This is a genomic window from Mesorhizobium sp. ES1-3 (assembly GCF_020164795.1).
Taxonomy (GTDB): Bacteria; Pseudomonadota; Alphaproteobacteria; order Rhizobiales; family Rhizobiaceae; genus Mesorhizobium.
On sequence record NZ_JAIUGW010000009.1, the window covers coordinates 150,104 to 166,368 of the forward strand.

The window sequence follows — 16,265 nt, forward strand, 5'->3', positions numbered from 1 at the left end:
TCAAGGGGGGAGATTGGCAGCTTCCGCGTCGCGATATTTGCTCCGGCGTTAGCGACTGGCGAAAGCCATCGTGACATCCGATCTCCCCCCTCGAGGGGGAGATGGCCGGCAGGCCAGAGGGGGGCGCCTCGCGCTGTCCCTGCATTTCTGCTTGCAATATCCTTCTTGTTTCCGATCGCGGCCTACGCTGATGTTCTCACGCTCAAACCCTTCAAGGACGATCTCTTCGCCTATCCGGCGACGCTCTCGTCCGACAGCGACGGCGCCTACACCGTCCTCGACTACCGTGAAATGCGCGACATCAACCAGCGCGACGAGGTGCCGGAAAAGCGCGTGCACGCCCAGTACACCGACACTGGCGTGCGCAAGGCACAGCAGGATTTGCTCTTGAAGACCGATGTTGGCGATGTCAGGCACGTCGCGGTTGGGAACACGACGAACGCTCGCATCATCGTGCTCTATCTGCACGGGCAGGGCGGCAGCCGCAAGCAAGGCATGGACGACTTCACCTTCGGCGGCAATTTCAACCGCCTCAAGAACCTGATGGCCGGCAATGGCGGGCTTTATATCACACCTGATTTTCCTGATTTCGGCGACAAGGGCGCAGCGCTGGTCGCGGCCCTGATCGACCATTATGCCGAACAGTCCCCGGGCGCGAAAATCTTCGTCGCCTGCGGCTCGATGGGCGGGGCGCTGTGCTGGAAGCTTGCCGCACGCAAGGATACTGGCGGCCGCATCAACGGCTTGCTGCTGTTGGGTTCGCTATGGGACCAGAGCTTTTTCGCCAGCCCCGCCTTCAAACGCCGGGTGCCGGTCTTCTTCGGCCAGGGCAGCCATGACGTGGTCTTTCCCGTTGCCAACCAGGAGGCCTTCTTCCGCTCCATCCTCGCCAAGTCCAAAACCTATCCAACCCGTTTTGTCCGCTTCGAAACCGGCACCCATGGGACGCCAATCCGCATGGCAGATTGGCGTGGAACGCTCAACTGGATGCTGTCGAAGGCGCCCTGAACGACGCTGACTGCAAGCCCGGGGTATTTTCAGGGCGCGGTGTTGTAGTCGACGACTGTCTCAGGGTTCTGCTCGCCGTCATAGGACGCATCGACATCATACTGGACCAGCGAGAAATCGCCGTTGCGGAACAGATAGGTGCCCGATGACGAGGCATCGCCGGCGCCGCGCCATTTGTTGAAGGTGGTGATCGTGTGGGCATCCTTGTCATAGTCGGAATTGGTCGCCCAGCCTGTCGTCCGGAAGCCGACAATGTGCATGGACTCGACCTTGCCCTCGCTGTCGTTGTTGACGTAGCGGATATCCATCTCAGGCTCGGTGAACTGCAACTGCCTGACACCAGATACATCATCGCTCATGTAGTAGATGGAGTTTTCATTATAGGCCGCGGTAGAGCAGGCGAAATGAAAAAGCCGCGTTTCCCGGTCGGGATCGCCGGCGGCCGCGTCCTTGTCCCTGTATTTGATCGAGAAAGTTTCCGGCTCGTTGGCTAGAAGAGTTTTGTCACACTGGTCGGCATAGCCAGCCAGAAAGGCCTTCTTGGTCTGTTCCAGTGCGGCATCCTTCTTCGGCGGCGGCGGACCGTCGCCGCAGCTTGGCGGCAGCGCCTCGTCGAAATCCGCGGTGGAGGGCTTCAGCGCCCCCTTGTCGATAAAGATCGGCTGGAAGGGCGGCGCCTGGATTTGGGCATTGACCTGGCGCAGCGTGTAGCAGCCGGCGAAGACCTTCGCTTCGCCCTTCTTGTCGGTTGCCTGGATGGCGACCGGGACGTTGTAATAGATGCTGCCCGCCGCGCCCTCGTCCGAGATCGGACCGGTCTTGACCTCCACCATGTCGGTGCCGTCATAGCCTTTGACGAACGTATCGAAATCCTTTGCCGGCTTTGTATCTCCATAGTAGCCCCAGGCGCGGGCGAATTCATGGCGGTTGATGGCGCTGTAGAGAGAGCGGACGACCGCATCCGCGCTCGACCGATCATCGACGTAAGGCGCTTCGGGCGTATCGCCGGCGGCCAATGCCGTCTGGCCTGTCGTGGCAAGGGAGAGAAGGGCAGTCGCTGCCAGAAGGACGCGTCTCATCGGGAATCTCCACTCGATAACGAAGATTCTACCATGGCGATTGCGGCGACGTGGTGACGCCGTGCGGCTTCAGCTTGAAGAATCGCGCCTGAGGGCGCTAGGTTCCCGCCGGCGTTCCTGCCGGACAGGAGATCTGACGTGACGATATCGATGTATGAGGCATCCGTGCCCGTGTTTTCAGCCAGGCTGAAGGCACTTTCCAGTGTGCTGGCGGCAGCCGAACAGAATGCGCTTGACCGCAAGATCGATCCGCAGGTGTTTTTGACGGCGCGGCTCGCGCCCGACATGTTCGCGCTGACCCGGCAGGTGCAGATCGCAACCGACCATGCCAAGGGCGCGCCGTCACGTCTGGCCGGCCGCGAAGTGCCGAAATACGAGGACAATGAAGCAAGCTTTGCCGAACTCGAAGCGAGGATCGCCAAGACTGTCGCCTATTTGGCGACTTTTTCGGCAGCCGATATCGACGGGTCGGATGACAGGATGATCGAGTTGAAGCTGGGGGGCCGGGAAACCACATTGAGCGGCATGCAGTATCTGCTGCACGCTGCCATGCCCAACTTCTATTTCCACCTCACCACCGCCTACGACATCCTTCGCCACAATGGCGTGCCGCTGGGAAAGGCGACATTCCTGGGATCGCGTTGAGGAGTGACGTTCGAGATGTCCCGTATCGATCCGGGACATCTCGCCACCTGCCTAGCGGATGGACATTTCGCGGGCGATGCGCGGGAAATCGGCAGGCTTGATGCCGATGTCGGCGCGCTCGGCGTTGCTCATGGAATAAAGCAGTGCGAGCGCCGCGCGATATCTCTGATGTTCCTGCGGGCGCGGCCGGGCGAACATTTCCGTGAAGAAACCCATGGTTCAGGCTCCTGGTTGGTCCTCCACGCCAGACAGTATAGGTGAATCGTGAAGATTGTGCAGTGCAGCATTTGCATGCCTGCCATGTCCGGATGATTTTTAGAATTTTTTTGCGGCCCGGTGAAACTCTTGCGCGGCGCCAATCGTAGGCTTCGAAGCTGGCACATCCCGGACTGCATGAAGGTGCAGTCCGGCTTCTTCGTTTGAGGAGCATTGATCCTCGATCGCAATCCTCGCAACGGCTAAATTCGTTCACATCGGTGGCATGTATTTTTAACGAGCCGGTTCTACTCTGTAGTCCAGACAGTCAGGCAAGCGGGAGGCTGACATCGCTACCAGCGCCAAGCGTGATTTCGCTTCGTTGCTCGACGACCTCTTCGTCGCCTCCGACAAGGGCGACGGCATCGAGGGCGCGGAGACCGGCGCGCGCCCATCCATCCCGTTCGATTATCTCTCGGTCGCCGATGAACTCCATTCCGGCCGCATCAAGGTATCTGCCGCGGAATATCGCGAGGCCGGTGCCGATCTAGCCGGCGAATTCGCCGCCTTGCTCGAACAGGCCAGGCTGGCCCTGGCTGGCGAAGAGCCGAAGCCGGAGGAAACATTGCCGCCGATCGATCCTGAATCGATCGCGGTCGAACTGGGACTGAATCAACCCAAGGGCGTTGCCGATTTCGGTCGCATGCGCCGCAGCTTTGCCTTCGCCAACCATCCCGACCGCGTTGCCCCGCATCTGCGCCAGCGCGCCATGATCCGCATGCAGGTGGCCAATATGTTGATCGACGAGGCCAAGCGCCGCGCCGTGGCCGTCGCACGCCGCTAACCGTCTCCGCTCATGCAAAAGTCGGCCCGGCGAGGCTTGGAGAGCGCCTTCGCTTTTCCTATAAGATGCGAATTCCTCCCCGCGCAGCCGCGCATACCTCCCTCCGGAGCAGAATTCCATGCACAAACGCCGTCTCGGTCGGACCGATCTTCTTGTTACCCAGATTTGCCTTGGTTCGATGACCTGGGGCCAGCAGAACACCGAGGCCGAGGGCCATGCCCAAATGGACCTGGCCTTCTCGCGTGGCGTCAATTTCATCGACACCGCCGAACTCTATCCGATCCCGCCCAAGGCCGAGACGCAAGGGCGGACCGAGAAGATCATCGGCAACTGGATGAAGTCCAAGGGCAATCGCGACAAGGTGATCCTTGCCTCAAAGGTCGTCGGTCGCACGGCCAATGCCTGGTTTCGCGGCGACCGACCCTCGCAATTGGTGCGGGCCGATATCTTTGATGCCATCGACAAGTCGCTGGCCAAGCTCGGCACGGACTATGTCGACCTTTATCAGATCCACTGGCCGGAGCGCGACATTCCCTGGGGCGCCAACCCGACGCGTGTCGGCGCGGTGGCGCGCCGTGCCGATGCTGTCGGCGCACCAGCCGGCGAAACGCCGATCGCCGAGACGCTCGCAGTGTTCGAGGAACTGGTGAAGGCAGGGAAAGTCCGCCATTTCGGTCTTTCAAACGAGAGTTCTTGGGGCGTGATGCGCTTCCTGGCGGAGGCCGACAAGGAGATCGGTCCGCGCGTCGCCTCGATCCAGAACGCCTACAACCTGGTCAACCGCACCTTCGAGGTGAACCTCGCCGAGGTTTGCGAGCGCGAAGGGGTGTCGCTGCTCGCCTATTCGCCACTGGCGCAGGGTTATCTGACCGGCAAATACGATCACGGCGCCCGCCCGCAGGGCTCGCGCTCGCAACTGTTCAATCGCGGTCAGCGTTATGAGACGCCCAATGCCGCCGAAGCGCAGCTCGAATACAATGAACTGGCGCGCTCTTTCTGCCTGGAGCCGGCGCTGTTTGCCAATGCCTATGTCTCGAGCCGCCCCTTCGTGACCTCCAACATCATCGGCGCGACAACCATTTCGCAGCTGGAAATGGCGCTGTCCTCGGTGGATGTCGTCTGGACCGAAGAAATGCAGAAGGCGGTGGACGCCATTCACCAGCGGGTCGGCAATCCCTGTCCGTGACCTGGCCGGCTGCGGAATTGTCGAACAACAGCAAAGGGGTGGAGACGATGGTGGATTTCCCGATCGAGGCCGTGCGTGGAAAATTCCCCGCTCTCTCGCTGACCGGCAAGGGCCGGCGGCGTATTTATCTCGACAATCCTGCCGGCACGCAGGTGCCGCAGGCTGTGGCCGACGCGGTGTCGCGCTGCCTGCTCACGACCAATGCCAATCTTGGCGGCTATTTTGAAACGACGATCGCGGCGCAGCAGATCGTTGACGAGGCGCATCTGGCGATGGCCGATTTCCTCGGTGCCGCAAGCCCCCAGGAGATCATTATCGGCGCCAACATGACGACGCTGACCTATCACATGTCGCGAACGCTCGGGCGCACGATGAAGCCAGGCGACGAGATCATCCTCACCCGCATGGACCATGAGGGCAATGTGTCGCCCTGGCTGCAACTGGCCGAGGACCTTGGCCTCGTCGTGCACTGGCTGCCGTTCGACGAGAAGAGCTGGCAGGTCGAGGAGGCGACGCTGGCAGGTCTGCTGTCCGGCAAGACACGGCTGGTGGCGTTGAACTACGCCAGCAATCTCACCGGCTCGATCAATCGGGTCAAGTCTTTGACCCAACTTGCAAAAAACGCCGGCGCGCTGGTTTATGTCGATGCCGTGCAATTCGCGCCGCATGGCCTGATCGACGTGCAGGACCTCGGCTGCGATTTCCTGATCTGCTCCGCCTACAAATTCTTCGGTCCGCACACGGGCATATTGTGGGGCCGGCGCGAAGTCATCGACGGCCTGAAAGCCTATAAATGCCGCTGTTCCTCGAATGGCTTGCCGGAGCGCTTCGAACTCGGCACGCCGCAGATCGAACTGATGGCCGGGCTCACGGCAGCGGTCGACTATTTTGCTGATCTCGGCGCCTCGGCCGGCGAGGGTGGGTCGAGAAGGCGCAGGATTGCCAAGGCGTTCGAAGTCTCCATCGCCTATGAAAACCCGTTGGCGCAAAGGCTGATCGACGGTCTGTCCGATATTTCCGGGTTGACCATCCACGGCATCACCGATCCGAAACGGCTCGGCGATCGTGTGCCGACTGTTTCCTTCATCGTGGACGGCATAGTGCCTGAAACGATCGTGCGGCAGATGAACGCCGAAAACATTTTCCTGTGGTCGGGCCACAACTATGCCTGGGAGATCGTCCACCAACTCGGCATTCCCGCCGAGCAGGGCGTCGTGCGCATCGGCATCGCGCACTACAATACGGCGTCCGAAATCGACGAAACGCTGGAGAGCGTGCACCGGGTGATTGCCATGCTCAGGCAGCAACGCTCCTGACGCGAGTTTGTCACCGCGCCTTGCCGCCAAAACCGGTGAGCAAGGCGGTGAGATTGTCGCCGAGCGCGTCGCAAAGATAGCCGCCTTCCTGGACGATGACCGTCGGCAGGCCGAGCCCGGCGATGGCTTCGCCGATGCGCGAGAAACCTGGCGTCGTCACCGAAAGCCCGCCGAACGGATCGCCTTCGAACGCGTCGAGGCCGAGCGCCACGACCAGCGCATCGGGGGAGAAGGCGCGGATACGCTGGAACGCCACGCCGAGCGCCTCCAGGAACGCCGCATCCGCGGATTTGCGCGGCAGCGGCAGGTTGAAATTGTAGCCAAGTCCCGGACCTTCACCGCGCTCATCGGCATGGCCCCAGAAGAACGGGTAGAAGCGCACGGGATCGGCATGAAGCGAAACGGTCAGCACGTCAGGCCGCGCATAGAAAATGCCTTGCGTGCCATTGCCGTGATGCAGGTCGACATCGAGGATCGCCACGCGGGCAGCCTGTCTGCGCAGCACCTGTGCCGCGACGGCCGAATTGTTGATGAAGCAGAAGCCGCCGGCGACATCTGCAAAGGCGTGATGGCCAGGTGGTCGGCACAGTGCATAGGCACCGGAAGCGCCTGCCATCACCGTTTCCGCCGCCTCGACCACGCTCCAGGCGCTCCATAGCGCGCTATGCCAGGTTTCGCCCGAGATTGGACAAGCGGTGTCGGCCATGTGGTATCCGGCCTGGCCGACAGCGGAGGCCGGATAGGAGCCGTTGCGGGCGATCGGGTGGATGTTGGGGATGACCTCGGCCGACGCCCCTTCGATCCGCTGCCAGCGTTCGAAAATATGTTCGAGGAAGTCGAGATATTCGGGTGTGTGCACCGCCGAGACCGGGCCGAGGCCGTGATCGCGTGGTCGCTCGATCGTGCAACCGGCGGATTTTGCGCCGGCTAGCAATCTTTCGACGCGTTCCGGTTTTTCAGGGTTGGGCTGCGCCGCACCGCTGGAAAGAAAGGCCTTGGGGTCGTGCCGCTTCTGCTCCTGCGCATAGAAGGCTTTCATTCCTGCTCCCCATTTTCCGACGCGTCGGCGAAGGCGAAAAAGGCCTCGCCGATGATTTTCTGCGTCTGCTCGTAACTCGACCAGGCAATGCCCAACCTCTCGTAAAAGGTCTTGGCTCCCTCATTGTCGGTGTCGACGGACAGCCTGAGATACACGCCGCCATCCCTACGGCACTCGGCCGCCACGCGCCGCAGCAGGCGTTCGCCGATCTTGCGGCCACGGAACCGGTCCTCGACATAGAGGTCCTGCACATAGACGCCAGGCCGACCCATCCAGGTCGAGAAGATCGGGAAATGCAGGCAAAGCCCGGCGAATTCGCCACCGACTTCGGCGATCAGGGTCGAGAAGGCGGGCTTTTCGCCGAAGCCCCAGGTTCTGAGGTCGTCCGCCGTCGAGACGATTTCCTCGGGCGCGCCGATATGGGTACCGAGCTTCAGGATCGCCGCATGGATGTTTTCGACATCATCGATGGTGCCGGGGCGGAGGAGGACCGCACTCATCATAGGCACGGTGCCAAGGCACCCCCCTCTGTCCTGCCGGACATCTCCCTCGCAAGGGGACCATCGAGGGGGAGATGGCCGGCAGGCCAGAGGGGGGTGTGACGGATCGCAAACATCTCAAGCCATCACGTCAAAACGCCACCCGGTCGCCGCCCTTGAGCGCCAGCATGTCGCGCGCTTCCGCCGGTGTCGCAACCTCCAGCGAAAGCCCGTCGAGAATGCCACGGATGCGGCGCACCTGGTCGGCATTGGATTTCGCCAATTGGCGGCCGTCATAGAGACTGTCTTCCAGCCCGACACGGACATTGCCGCCCATCGCGGCGGCGATCGATATCAGCGGCATCTGGTTGCGGCCTGCGGCCAGCACCGAGAACTGGTAGCTGTCGCCGAACAATTTGTCGGCGATGCGCTTCATGTGGACGAGATTGTCAGGGTCGGCGCCGATGCCGCCAAGGATGCCAAGCACGAACTGGATGAACAGCGGTCCCGACACCAGCCCTCGGTCGCGGAAATGCGCCAGCGAATAGAGGTGGCCGACATCGTAGCACTCGAACTCGAAGCGGGTGCCGCAGCCTTTGCCAAGCCGCTCGAGTACGCCCTCCATGTCGGCGAACGTGTTCTTGAAGATGGTGTCGCGCGTGGCTTCGAGCAGCTTCGGTTCCCATTCGTGCTGCCATTCCCTTGGTTTGTCGAGCATCGGGAACAGCGCGAAATTCATCGAGCCCATGTTGAGCGAGCACATCTCGGGTTCAGCCCGCAACGGTGCTGCCAGCCGCTGGTCCAGCGTCATCAGCGAGGAGCCGCCGGTGGTGATGTTGATGACAGCCGACGTCGCCTGCTTGATGCGCGGCAGGAACTGCATGAACACATCGGGATCGGCGGTCGGCCGCCCGTCTTTTGGGTCTCGGGCATGCAGATGCAGGATCGAGGCGCCGGCCTCGGCCGCCGCGATGGCGTCCGCGGCTATCTGGTCCGGCGTCACCGGCAGATAGGGCGACATCGACGGCGTGTGCACCGAACCTGTAACGGCGCAGGTGATGATGACTTTACGCGGCGCCATTCCTCTACCCCCGGCCTTCGACCGGCAGGTCTAGCTCGGAGGCCAGAACCTCAAGCGAGTCGCCGATGATGGAGATGATCTCGCCGATCTGTTCGCTGGTGACGATCATCGGCGGCGCCACCATGAAATTGTCGCCGTCGACGCCGCCCTTGACCCTGCGGCCGTAGATGATCAGCCCGCGCTCATAGGCGAGGTCGAGCAGACGCTGCGTCGCTTTCTTGCTCTGGTCGATCGGCTTTAGCGTATCGGGATCGGCAACCATTTCGGCGCCTGTCAGCAGGCCCTTGCCGCGCACATCGGCAATGAACGGGAAGCGCTTCGCCAGGCCCTTCAATCCGTCCATCAGCACATCGCCCATGGCAGCTGCATTGGCGATCAGGTCGAGCCGGTCCATTTCGCCAAGCACGGCAAGTCCGGCGGCGCAGGCCAGCGGGTTGCCGGCATAGGTGTGGCCGTGCTGGAAGCCGCCGGAGGCGAGCAGCGGCTCGACCAGCCGCATCGGCGCCGCCAGCGCGCCGAGCGGCGCATAGCCCGAACCCAGCCCCTTCGATAGTGCGACGATATCGGGCTTGCAGTTCCAGTGGTCGCCGCCGAGGAATTTGCCCGTGCGGCCGGCACCGCTCATCACTTCGTCATGGATCAGCAGGATGCCATAGCGATCGCAGATCTCGCGGATGCGCGCATAGTAGCTGTCCGGCGCGACAAGCGCAGCGGTCGCCGCGCCGCCGATCGGCTCCATGATGAAGGCGACGACGCTCTCTGGACCTTCGGCGAGGATCTTCTCCTCCAGCATGTCGGCATAACGCACACCGCGCTGCTCCATCGAGAGATTGTCGCGTGCGCGCCAGGCGGTCGGTGCCGGCACGGTCGGCATCACCCGCATCATCGGCGTAAAAGTCTCGGCCAGCGCATCGTCGCCGGTGATCGAAAGCGACCCCAGCGTACCGCCATGATAGGAAGGGAAGCGGGTGATCACTTTCCAGCGACTGGGTTGGCCGGTGGCCACGGCCCATTGCCGCGCCAGCTTGATGCAGGATTCCGTCGCTTCCGAACCGCCGGAGACGAAGAAGATGCGGTCCATGCCTTCCGGCAGCTTGCCGGCAAGTTCGCGCGCCAATTCTTCCGCCGGCTCGTTCTCGAAATGCAGCCGGTAGGCGAACGTGGCGCGGTCCATCTGCCGCTTCATGGCGTCGAGCACATTGCGGTTGGAATGGCCGATATTGGCGACCATCGGGCCGCTCGATCCGTCGATGAAACGGCGGCCATCCTGCGTCCACATGTAGATGCCTTCGGCGCGGTCGATCAGCGGCCGGCGTAGGCTGGAGAGGTAGAACAGATGCGATTGGCGCCGGGCATCGGTGTCTTGAACGGCAGGCTGGACTTTCGACATGTCAGGACTTTCCAAGAAAGCGATCGAGGACATTCTGGGTAACCCGTTCGACCATCGGGTCTTGTCTTAGCAGGCCGGCGACCCATTCGCAGCTTCCGGCGTGGAACACGTCGCCCTTGCCGCGTGGAAAATTGACGATCATGCCATTGCCGCGTTTGACCTTTTCGAGATTGGCGTCGCTCGCCTCGCCGAACAAAGTTTCGGCGGTGAAGCGGCCATCCTCGTTGGTGAGGAACTGGTCCTCGACCGGGATGTCGGCGCTTTCCTCGACCTGGCTTGCCATACCGACGGCCAGCACCTGCAAGCCATCGGGCGCACCGCTGGTCGCGGTCGGGTAGGGCAGGCCGCCGCGTAGCTCGAAATCGAGCCCGTCGACCTCATAGCCATAGACATGGCTGTCGGCGCCGAGCAGGTCGCCGTAATAGATGCCGGTGCCGGCAAAGGCCCAATGCTCGGGCCGGTAGACCGGAAAACCGCGCACGCCGCGCGGCGCGCAGCCGCCCCAGCCGGCATAGACACCGCGTGTGGCGTTGAGCCCGAAGGTGGCCGAACCCGGCCGGCCGATCTCGGGCGCTTCCCAGGAATTGGTGGCGCGCGTCACGTCGCCGCCGCGATAGGCCGGGTCTTCGGCCCGGGCGCGGTATTTGTAGCAGACCTGCCGGCGGCCCTCGTCCTCCAGCCGCGTCTGCCACATGAAATTGCCGGCAAAACGCGCCGCATGACCGCCGCGTTCGACGTAACTGTCCACCGCGTCGCGCATCTCCCAGGTCCAGTATTCGTCATGGCCGACGAAGACCGCGCAGTCGTAGCCGTCGAGAATCTCGGGCGAAAAATGCAGTTCGTTCTGGCTGGCGAGATCGACGCCGTAGCCGGATCGTTCGGCGAAGCGAAAAAAATGGCTGTCGTAGCTGGCCCAACCTGACGAGGCGTATTTCTTCGAATGACCGGTGGCGAGCGCCCACTCCATGTGCGGATACCGCGGCACGGTCTTCGGCGGCACCGCGACCTCCAATGGCACGCGTGGCGCATCCCCGGGCAGCACGACGAAGCCGCGGCACCAGGGGCGCTGCGTCGACACGATGGGCGAGTACTGGTTGCGGTCGGGCCCGGTGATGCCCTGATAGTGGTTGGAGCCTCCCCAGGTGTTGTAGGCAAGCCATGTGCCCGTCGCCGCCACCTGCAGCACGCGGCCGGGTTTCTTGCCGGGCTGGGGAGAAACGATAAAAATGTGGTGACTTTGGATCGGCTTGCCGTCGCGCCCGTCCGCGGTCAGGGTCACTCGGTAGGCGCCGGACGACCAGTCGCTTCCGACGCAAAATTCGAAGGAGGCTTGCCAGCCGCAACCTTCGGCCGAGCATTGATCCGGGCTGTCTTGCCAGCGCGCCGCGATGCCCGACTTCTCGAACACTTTCGTCTCGGTGCCGCCGTCCCGAACGATCGTGATGCCGAAGGACGGAGCGGTCGAACTGACATGCAGCGTAACCGTCTCGCCGGCACGGTACGAAAACCGGTCGCTGTAACACCAGATCTCGCCGCGTTCGCCATCCATGCCTGGCCATTCGTAATAGTGGCCGCGCACGGCATGGCGGCGTTGCTCGGGCGTCAGCCCGAAATCGGGAAATTCGGTCGGCGGATTGATCATGAAGCCCTGGACCATCGGAGGCGCCATTTCGGCGATCCGCCGGCCAGGCGTCAAATGGAAACGATCATGCCAGCATTCGTTAGCCGCACTCTTGGCCGCGCTCGGCAAACCGACTATCTCAGGAAAGATGGCGGCGGCTCCGCCACGGGGACAGGCATGCTCAGGGTGCAAAAGGTCAAGGTCGACGACATCTATGTGCCCACCGCGCGCAAGAAGACGCTGCATCCCGAGACCGTCCGGCATCTGGCCGAGGATATACTGGAAAACGGTATGAAGACGCCGATCCAGGTCCGCCACGACGGCAAGCGGCACATACTTGTCGAAGGACTGCATCGTCTGGAGGCAGCCAAGTGGCTCGGCGAGTCGGAGATCGACGCCTATCTGGTGCACGCCAAACGTCACTGACGCGCGCCTCCTCTGCAGCACTCAAAGTGTCCAGAATTTTTCACCGGCGATTTCGGGTCGCGTTGGCTCGGCTCGTCCTTGGGACGCAAACCTGACCCTGCCATCTCCGCAGGCCGTCTCCAGCGAGACGGCCTGCGTGTCGCTCAGGAAGCCTTGGCTCGGCGCGGCTGCCTCAGATGCTTGATGCCGCTCATCTCGACGAAGTTCGTCGCCGACTCCCAGAGATAGTCACCGTAGAGAAACGGCTCGAACGGTTCGGCGTCGTCCAATGGCAGAGGCGAGATTTCCGCATCGACGCGCGGCTCGTAGAAGAACGGGATCGAGAACCGCACCGTTTTCGGCGCAATGACCCGGTGCCGTGTCGCCCGCACGCGGCCGCCGGTCCAGCGTTCCAGCAACTGGCCGAAATTGACCGCCAGCGTGCCGTTGGCTGGAGGCACGTCGATCCATTCGCCGGCGAGGTTCTTTGCCTGCAGGCCCTCGACGCCGTCCTGCGCCAGCAAGGTGACGAAGCCTGAATCGGCATGTTCGCGGCCGACGATGGTGCGCGTCTCGCCCTTGTGGATCACCGAAAACTCCGGCCCGTTTGTGTCGACGCCGGCATTGGCGTCGCGCAGGGGATAGCGGATCAGGCGCAGCGTCGAGATGCCACCATCGAAATAGGCATCGAAGATCAGTTCAGGCAGGCCAAGTCCGCGAGCGATCGACCGCATCAGCATGGTGCCGACCGTCTCCATCGCGCGATAGTAGTCGGCTGCGGCGGTACGCCAGCCGGGCAGCGCATTTTCGGCTGGCAATGGTGTCGGCTCACACAGGGGATCGTCGGAGGCTGACAGTCGCGCCGCGTCGGCAAGGTCCGGCCCCATGTCGATACCTTCCTTGTAGGAAACGGCTTGCGGCTGCAGCGGAAACCAGCCGCGGTAGAAATTCTTCTTCGTGTGATCGAAATTCCAGCGCAGCAATTCCTGCTTCCCGGCATCGGGAAGCGCGAAGATGCGCAGCAATTGCGCGCGCTTGTCCGGCGTCAGCCAGTCATCGCCGGGAAAATCCCGGACCGCCATGAAACCGATGCCGGCCGCGGCGGCCATGATCCTGGCGTCGCAGCGGTCGCGGGCGGGCGAGGGCGGTCCGAACAGAGCCGCAATGCCGATTGTTTCGATGTCCGCTGTCATCACGGTCCTGCCACATCACGATAATCGATGACCTTGTATCAAAGCTTTTCAATTGACCCAATCGGCTTCGCCGCTACCTTGCCGCCTGTTCACTCCAACAATGGATCCAGGCGATGACAAAATATGAGGGCGGATGCCTGTGCAGGGCGGTGCGCTACCGCACCGACGCCGGCCCCATCAACGAGCGCATCTGTCATTGCCGGCTCTGCCAGAAGGCGATCGGCGCGGCCTTCAATGCGCGCGTTCTGTTCCGCATCGACGATGTGACGGTCGAGGGTCCGTTGGCCACGGTCAATACCTCGCCGGACCTCGAGCGCGGTTTTTGCCCCAGCTGCGGCACGACGATGTTTTCGCGGCGCGATTCGGCCGGCATCATCGGCGTCACGACCGGTTCGCTCGACGACCCGTCGCTGTTCCGGCCCCAGATGCACATCTGGACCACCTCGAAGCAGCCTTGGGTGATGCTGGATGACGGCCTGCCGCAATATGAAGGCGCTCCGCCGGCCTAGGCTTTCTCCTTCCCGTCGACAGGAGAGGACTTGCCCCAGGATGACCAAAAAATAACCCAAAGAGACACGCGATAGCCGGCAAAGCGTCATTGGCGGGCCATCTTTGTCACCCTATCTAAGCGTCGCGGGCCCGGCATTCGAGGAGACGACGGATGAGCGACAGCATCAGCACCCTGGACGAGCTTTTGAGCGACCCGATGGTCCTGCTTGTGATGGAGCGCGACCAAGTGCGCCCGGAACAAGTGCGCATGCTGCTCGAACGGGCTCGCCGGCCGTCCGCTGAGGAGCCTGTCGTGCCGCCCGCGCATGTGATCGCCAGGACCTGCCAGAAACTGTGGCTGTGCCCGTAATCGTCTTGTCAACCTCACCCATGGGAGCATCGCCGGCCCTTCGGGCCGGTTTGAACCGTACGCGCCTGACGCGGCGGTGCCAGCTTACAAATCCGTAAATTGATTCTCCGCAGCATGACGGTATGGCTTGTCCGGCTCCGATCGCCGCCGATCGTGCCTTCGCAAGTCCGATCTCTCCCGCATGGAACCCGACATGGCTGATATCTGCACGCAAGGCGTCGACACGGGCTTTGTCGGCCTTGGATTTGCCAAGGTCGCATTCCTCGGCCTTGTGCAAGGCATCACCGAACTGCTGCCGATTTCTTCGACCGCCCATATGCGCATCGTGCCGGCGGTGCTCGGCTGGCAGGATCCGGGCTCCGCCTTCTCCGCCGCCATGCAACTGGCGGCTCTAGCCGCCGTGGTCAGCTATTTCTGGGCCGATGTGAGGGATCTTCTGTTCGGGTCACTCGACGCCCTCACGCGCCGCGATTTTGCCGACCGGCATTTCCGCCTGGCGCTGTGGATCGTGCTGGCGACGATCCCCATCGTCATCGCCGGTGTGGCTCTCTCGGGCGTTCTCAACACCTGCAATTCGCCGTTGCGCAGCCTGAGCGTGATTGGCTGGGCCTGCATCGCCATGGCGGTCCTGCTGGGGCTGGCGGAAATCCTTGCCCGTCACCGGCGCACCATGGCCGACGCGTCGCTGGCCGATGCACTGCTGGTCGGCATCGCGCAGATCGGCGCCTTGATACCCGGAGTTTCCCGTTCCGGCTCGACCCTGACGGCGGCATTGGGGCTTGGCTTCAAGCGGGCGGAGGCGGCCCGTTTCTCGTTCCTGCTCGGGCTGCCGGCCATCGCGCTCGCCGGCCTCAAGGAATTGTGGGAACTGCACAAGGTGCATCTCGATGCCCATGGATGGTCGGTTCTAGGCCTGGGGCTGCTCGTGGCCTCTATATCGGCCTTCTTTGCCATCTGGGGCCTGATGCGCGTGCTCGAACGCTTCTCCGCCTGGCCCTTCGTCATCTATCGCGGCGTGCTCGGGGTTGTCCTGCTGCTCGGCGTGGCAACGGGATGGCTTGCCTAGGCCGGATCGGCACGCCCCCGGTGTTGCGCGGCTGCAACCGCCAGGAGGACATGAACCCGTGCCCGAAGATGTGATCGGACGCCTTCATTGACTTCCGGCAACATCCGCCCTTAACGTTCTGTTAACAAAACAGATGGGCGGGGCCGGATGGCATCCTCGATGGGTTGGCGCCGGAAGGCGAAGGGGCTGGGGCTCGCGATTGGCCTGATTGCTTTCTGTTCGGCGGCGAGTTCCGCCTACACGGCTCCCGTTTCCATGGTTATCGGCGGCTCGGCCTCCCAGCCGATCGGCCACTATGATTTTTGCAAGATCCATTCCGCCGAGTGCTTGATCCGTTCACCCGACAGCGAGCCGGCACGACTGACCGCCAAGCTGTCGCGGGAGATCAGCGCCGTGAACCTTTCGGTCAACGCACGCGTCAAGCCGATGAGCGACATGGACAATTACGGCAAGGAGGAATGGTGGGCCTATCCGGACAATGGCTTCGGTGATTGCGAGGATTACGCGTTGGAAAAGCGGCGCGAGCTCAACAGCCTGGGCATTGCCATAGCCAACCTCCTGATGACGGTGGTTCGCAAGCCGGACGGCGAAGGCCACGCCGTGCTGACGGTGCGTACCGACAAGGGCGACTTCATCCTCGACAATCTCGTCGACAAGGTTCGTCTCTGGAACCAGACGCCATATCGCTATCTGAAAAGACAGGCGAGCGACGACACCGGGCACTGGGTCTCCATTCTTGCCGGCGAAGAGAAGCTGGTCAGCGCCGTGAAATAGCCGTCGGGCCGTAGTCCACGCTTCTCCTCGAGCAAATCCTTCATCGTGCCGGCAAGCGGTGCTATCCACGAGAATTCGTTGGGAC

General features: G+C 62.6%; 18 protein-coding genes. 10 read left to right on the forward strand and 8 right to left on the reverse strand.

Annotated features, from left to right (window positions below):
• The first annotated feature begins 156 nt into the window (after positions 1-156).
• Entirely contained in the window at positions 157-1,008 is an 852-nt protein-coding gene (locus LB536_RS15120; protein WP_224593951.1) for an alpha/beta hydrolase family protein, read from the forward strand.
• 29 nt (positions 1,009-1,037) lie between these two features.
• On the opposite strand, the gene LB536_RS15125 is transcribed toward LB536_RS15120, so the two are convergent.
• A complete protein-coding gene (locus tag LB536_RS15125) occupies positions 1,038-2,087 on the reverse strand; it encodes a DUF1176 domain-containing protein (protein ID WP_224593836.1) in 1,050 nt (349 codons plus the stop codon).
• A gap of 138 nt (positions 2,088-2,225) precedes the next feature.
• Here LB536_RS15125 and LB536_RS15130 point away from each other — a divergent pair, with 138 nt between their 5' ends.
• Positions 2,226-2,732 carry a DUF1993 family protein gene (locus LB536_RS15130; protein ID WP_140755134.1) on the forward strand — a complete coding sequence of 169 codons (507 nt, stop codon included), beginning with the start codon at positions 2,226-2,228 and terminating at the stop codon, positions 2,730-2,732.
• Between the two features lie 51 nt (positions 2,733-2,783).
• Here LB536_RS15130 and LB536_RS15135 read toward each other — a convergent pair whose 3' ends face one another.
• A complete protein-coding gene (locus tag LB536_RS15135; protein WP_140755132.1) occupies positions 2,784-2,948 on the reverse strand; it encodes a hypothetical protein in 165 nt (54 codons plus the stop codon).
• Positions 2,949-3,309: 361 nt separating this feature from the next.
• On the opposite strand from LB536_RS15135, the gene LB536_RS15140 reads away from it, so the two are divergent.
• The 3 genes from LB536_RS15140 to LB536_RS15150 all read left to right on the forward strand — a co-directional run bounded on the left by LB536_RS15140 (position 3,310) and on the right by LB536_RS15150 (position 6,273).
• Positions 3,310-3,771 (forward strand): hypothetical protein, encoded by a 462-nt coding sequence (locus tag LB536_RS15140; RefSeq protein WP_224593838.1) that lies wholly within the window; start codon positions 3,310-3,312, stop codon positions 3,769-3,771.
• Positions 3,772-3,889: 118 nt separating this feature from the next.
• Positions 3,890-4,957, forward strand: coding sequence for an aldo/keto reductase (locus tag LB536_RS15145; protein WP_224593840.1), 1,068 nt, complete (start codon positions 3,890-3,892; stop codon positions 4,955-4,957).
• Between the two features lie 47 nt (positions 4,958-5,004).
• Complete coding sequence (locus tag LB536_RS15150; RefSeq protein WP_224593953.1) at positions 5,005-6,273, forward strand: cysteine desulfurase-like protein; 1,269 nt, start codon at positions 5,005-5,007, stop codon at positions 6,271-6,273.
• 10 nt (positions 6,274-6,283) lie between these two features.
• Here the strand turns inward: LB536_RS15150 and LB536_RS15155 are convergent, their stop codons facing one another.
• The 5 genes from LB536_RS15155 to LB536_RS15175 form a co-directional block, all read right to left on the reverse strand.
• Entirely contained in the window at positions 6,284-7,312 is a 1,029-nt protein-coding gene (locus LB536_RS15155) for a histone deacetylase family protein (RefSeq protein ID WP_224593843.1), read from the reverse strand.
• Positions 7,309-7,812 (reverse strand): GNAT family N-acetyltransferase, encoded by a 504-nt coding sequence (locus LB536_RS15160; RefSeq protein WP_224593846.1) that lies wholly within the window; start codon positions 7,810-7,812, stop codon positions 7,309-7,311. Before LB536_RS15160 ends, LB536_RS15155 begins: the two co-directional genes overlap by 4 nt.
• A 130-nt stretch (positions 7,813-7,942) precedes the next feature.
• Positions 7,943-8,872: a 3-keto-5-aminohexanoate cleavage protein gene (locus LB536_RS15165; RefSeq protein WP_224593849.1), complete on the reverse strand. Its 930-nt coding sequence runs from the start codon at positions 8,870-8,872 to the stop codon at positions 7,943-7,945.
• A gap of 4 nt (positions 8,873-8,876) precedes the next feature.
• Complete coding sequence (locus LB536_RS15170; protein WP_224593851.1) at positions 8,877-10,262, reverse strand: aspartate aminotransferase family protein; 1,386 nt, start codon at positions 10,260-10,262, stop codon at positions 8,877-8,879.
• 1 nt (position 10,263) lies between these two features.
• Entirely contained in the window at positions 10,264-11,904 is a 1,641-nt protein-coding gene (locus LB536_RS15175) for a N,N-dimethylformamidase beta subunit family domain-containing protein (RefSeq protein ID WP_224593956.1), read from the reverse strand.
• 156 nt (positions 11,905-12,060) lie between these two features.
• Here LB536_RS15175 and LB536_RS15180 point away from each other — a divergent pair, with 156 nt between their 5' ends.
• Positions 12,061-12,309 (forward strand): ParB N-terminal domain-containing protein, encoded by a 249-nt coding sequence (locus LB536_RS15180; protein WP_140755118.1) that lies wholly within the window; start codon positions 12,061-12,063, stop codon positions 12,307-12,309.
• Positions 12,310-12,452: 143 nt separating this feature from the next.
• On the opposite strand, the gene LB536_RS15185 is transcribed toward LB536_RS15180, so the two are convergent.
• The gene (locus tag LB536_RS15185) at positions 12,453-13,481 is read right to left on the reverse strand and encodes an isopenicillin N synthase family dioxygenase (RefSeq protein WP_224593856.1); all 1,029 of its coding nucleotides are present in this window, start codon (positions 13,479-13,481) and stop codon (positions 12,453-12,455) included.
• Positions 13,482-13,594: 113 nt separating this feature from the next.
• Here LB536_RS15185 and LB536_RS15190 point away from each other — a divergent pair, with 113 nt between their 5' ends.
• The 4 genes from LB536_RS15190 (at position 13,595) to LB536_RS15205 (ending at position 16,180) form a co-directional block, all read left to right on the forward strand.
• Positions 13,595-13,990, forward strand: a complete 396-nt coding sequence (locus tag LB536_RS15190) for a GFA family protein (protein WP_140755114.1) — start codon at positions 13,595-13,597, stop codon at positions 13,988-13,990.
• A gap of 152 nt (positions 13,991-14,142) precedes the next feature.
• Complete coding sequence (locus tag LB536_RS15195) at positions 14,143-14,340, forward strand: hypothetical protein (RefSeq protein ID WP_224593858.1); 198 nt, start codon at positions 14,143-14,145, stop codon at positions 14,338-14,340.
• A gap of 193 nt (positions 14,341-14,533) precedes the next feature.
• Positions 14,534-15,406, forward strand: coding sequence for an undecaprenyl-diphosphate phosphatase (locus LB536_RS15200; protein ID WP_224593860.1), 873 nt, complete (start codon positions 14,534-14,536; stop codon positions 15,404-15,406).
• A 147-nt stretch (positions 15,407-15,553) separates the two neighbouring features.
• Positions 15,554-16,180 carry a transglutaminase-like cysteine peptidase gene (locus LB536_RS15205; RefSeq protein WP_224593863.1) on the forward strand — a complete coding sequence of 209 codons (627 nt, stop codon included), beginning with the start codon at positions 15,554-15,556 and terminating at the stop codon, positions 16,178-16,180.
• The last annotated feature ends 85 nt before the right edge of the window (positions 16,181-16,265 follow it).

Bases quoted from the DNA above. Each gene is read 5' to 3' on its own strand.
- LB536_RS15125 (WP_224593836.1), bottom strand. From the start codon at position 2,087: ATGAGACGCGTCCTTCTGGCAGCGACTGCCCTTCTCTCCCTTGCCACG.
- LB536_RS15135 (WP_140755132.1), bottom strand. From the start codon at position 2,948: ATGGGTTTCTTCACGGAAATGTTCGCCCGGCCGCGCCCGCAGGAACAT.
- LB536_RS15145 (WP_224593840.1), top strand. From the start codon at position 3,890: ATGCACAAACGCCGTCTCGGTCGGACCGATCTTCTTGTTACCCAGATT.
- LB536_RS15150 (WP_224593953.1), top strand. From the start codon at position 5,005: ATGGTGGATTTCCCGATCGAGGCCGTGCGTGGAAAATTCCCCGCTCTC.
- LB536_RS15155 (WP_224593843.1), bottom strand. From the start codon at position 7,312: ATGAAAGCCTTCTATGCGCAGGAGCAGAAGCGGCACGACCCCAAGGCC.
- LB536_RS15160 (WP_224593846.1), bottom strand. From the start codon at position 7,812: ATGAGTGCGGTCCTCCTCCGCCCCGGCACCATCGATGATGTCGAAAAC.
- LB536_RS15165 (WP_224593849.1), bottom strand. From the start codon at position 8,872: ATGGCGCCGCGTAAAGTCATCATCACCTGCGCCGTTACAGGTTCGGTG.
- LB536_RS15170 (WP_224593851.1), bottom strand. From the start codon at position 10,262: ATGTCGAAAGTCCAGCCTGCCGTTCAAGACACCGATGCCCGGCGCCAA.
- LB536_RS15175 (WP_224593956.1), bottom strand. From the start codon at position 11,904: ATGATCAATCCGCCGACCGAATTTCCCGATTTCGGGCTGACGCCCGAG.
- LB536_RS15180 (WP_140755118.1), top strand. From the start codon at position 12,061: ATGCTCAGGGTGCAAAAGGTCAAGGTCGACGACATCTATGTGCCCACC.
- LB536_RS15185 (WP_224593856.1), bottom strand. From the start codon at position 13,481: ATGACAGCGGACATCGAAACAATCGGCATTGCGGCTCTGTTCGGACCG.
- LB536_RS15190 (WP_140755114.1), top strand. From the start codon at position 13,595: ATGACAAAATATGAGGGCGGATGCCTGTGCAGGGCGGTGCGCTACCGC.
- LB536_RS15195 (WP_224593858.1), top strand. From the start codon at position 14,143: ATGAGCGACAGCATCAGCACCCTGGACGAGCTTTTGAGCGACCCGATG.
- LB536_RS15200 (WP_224593860.1), top strand. From the start codon at position 14,534: ATGGCTGATATCTGCACGCAAGGCGTCGACACGGGCTTTGTCGGCCTT.
- LB536_RS15205 (WP_224593863.1), top strand. From the start codon at position 15,554: ATGGCATCCTCGATGGGTTGGCGCCGGAAGGCGAAGGGGCTGGGGCTC.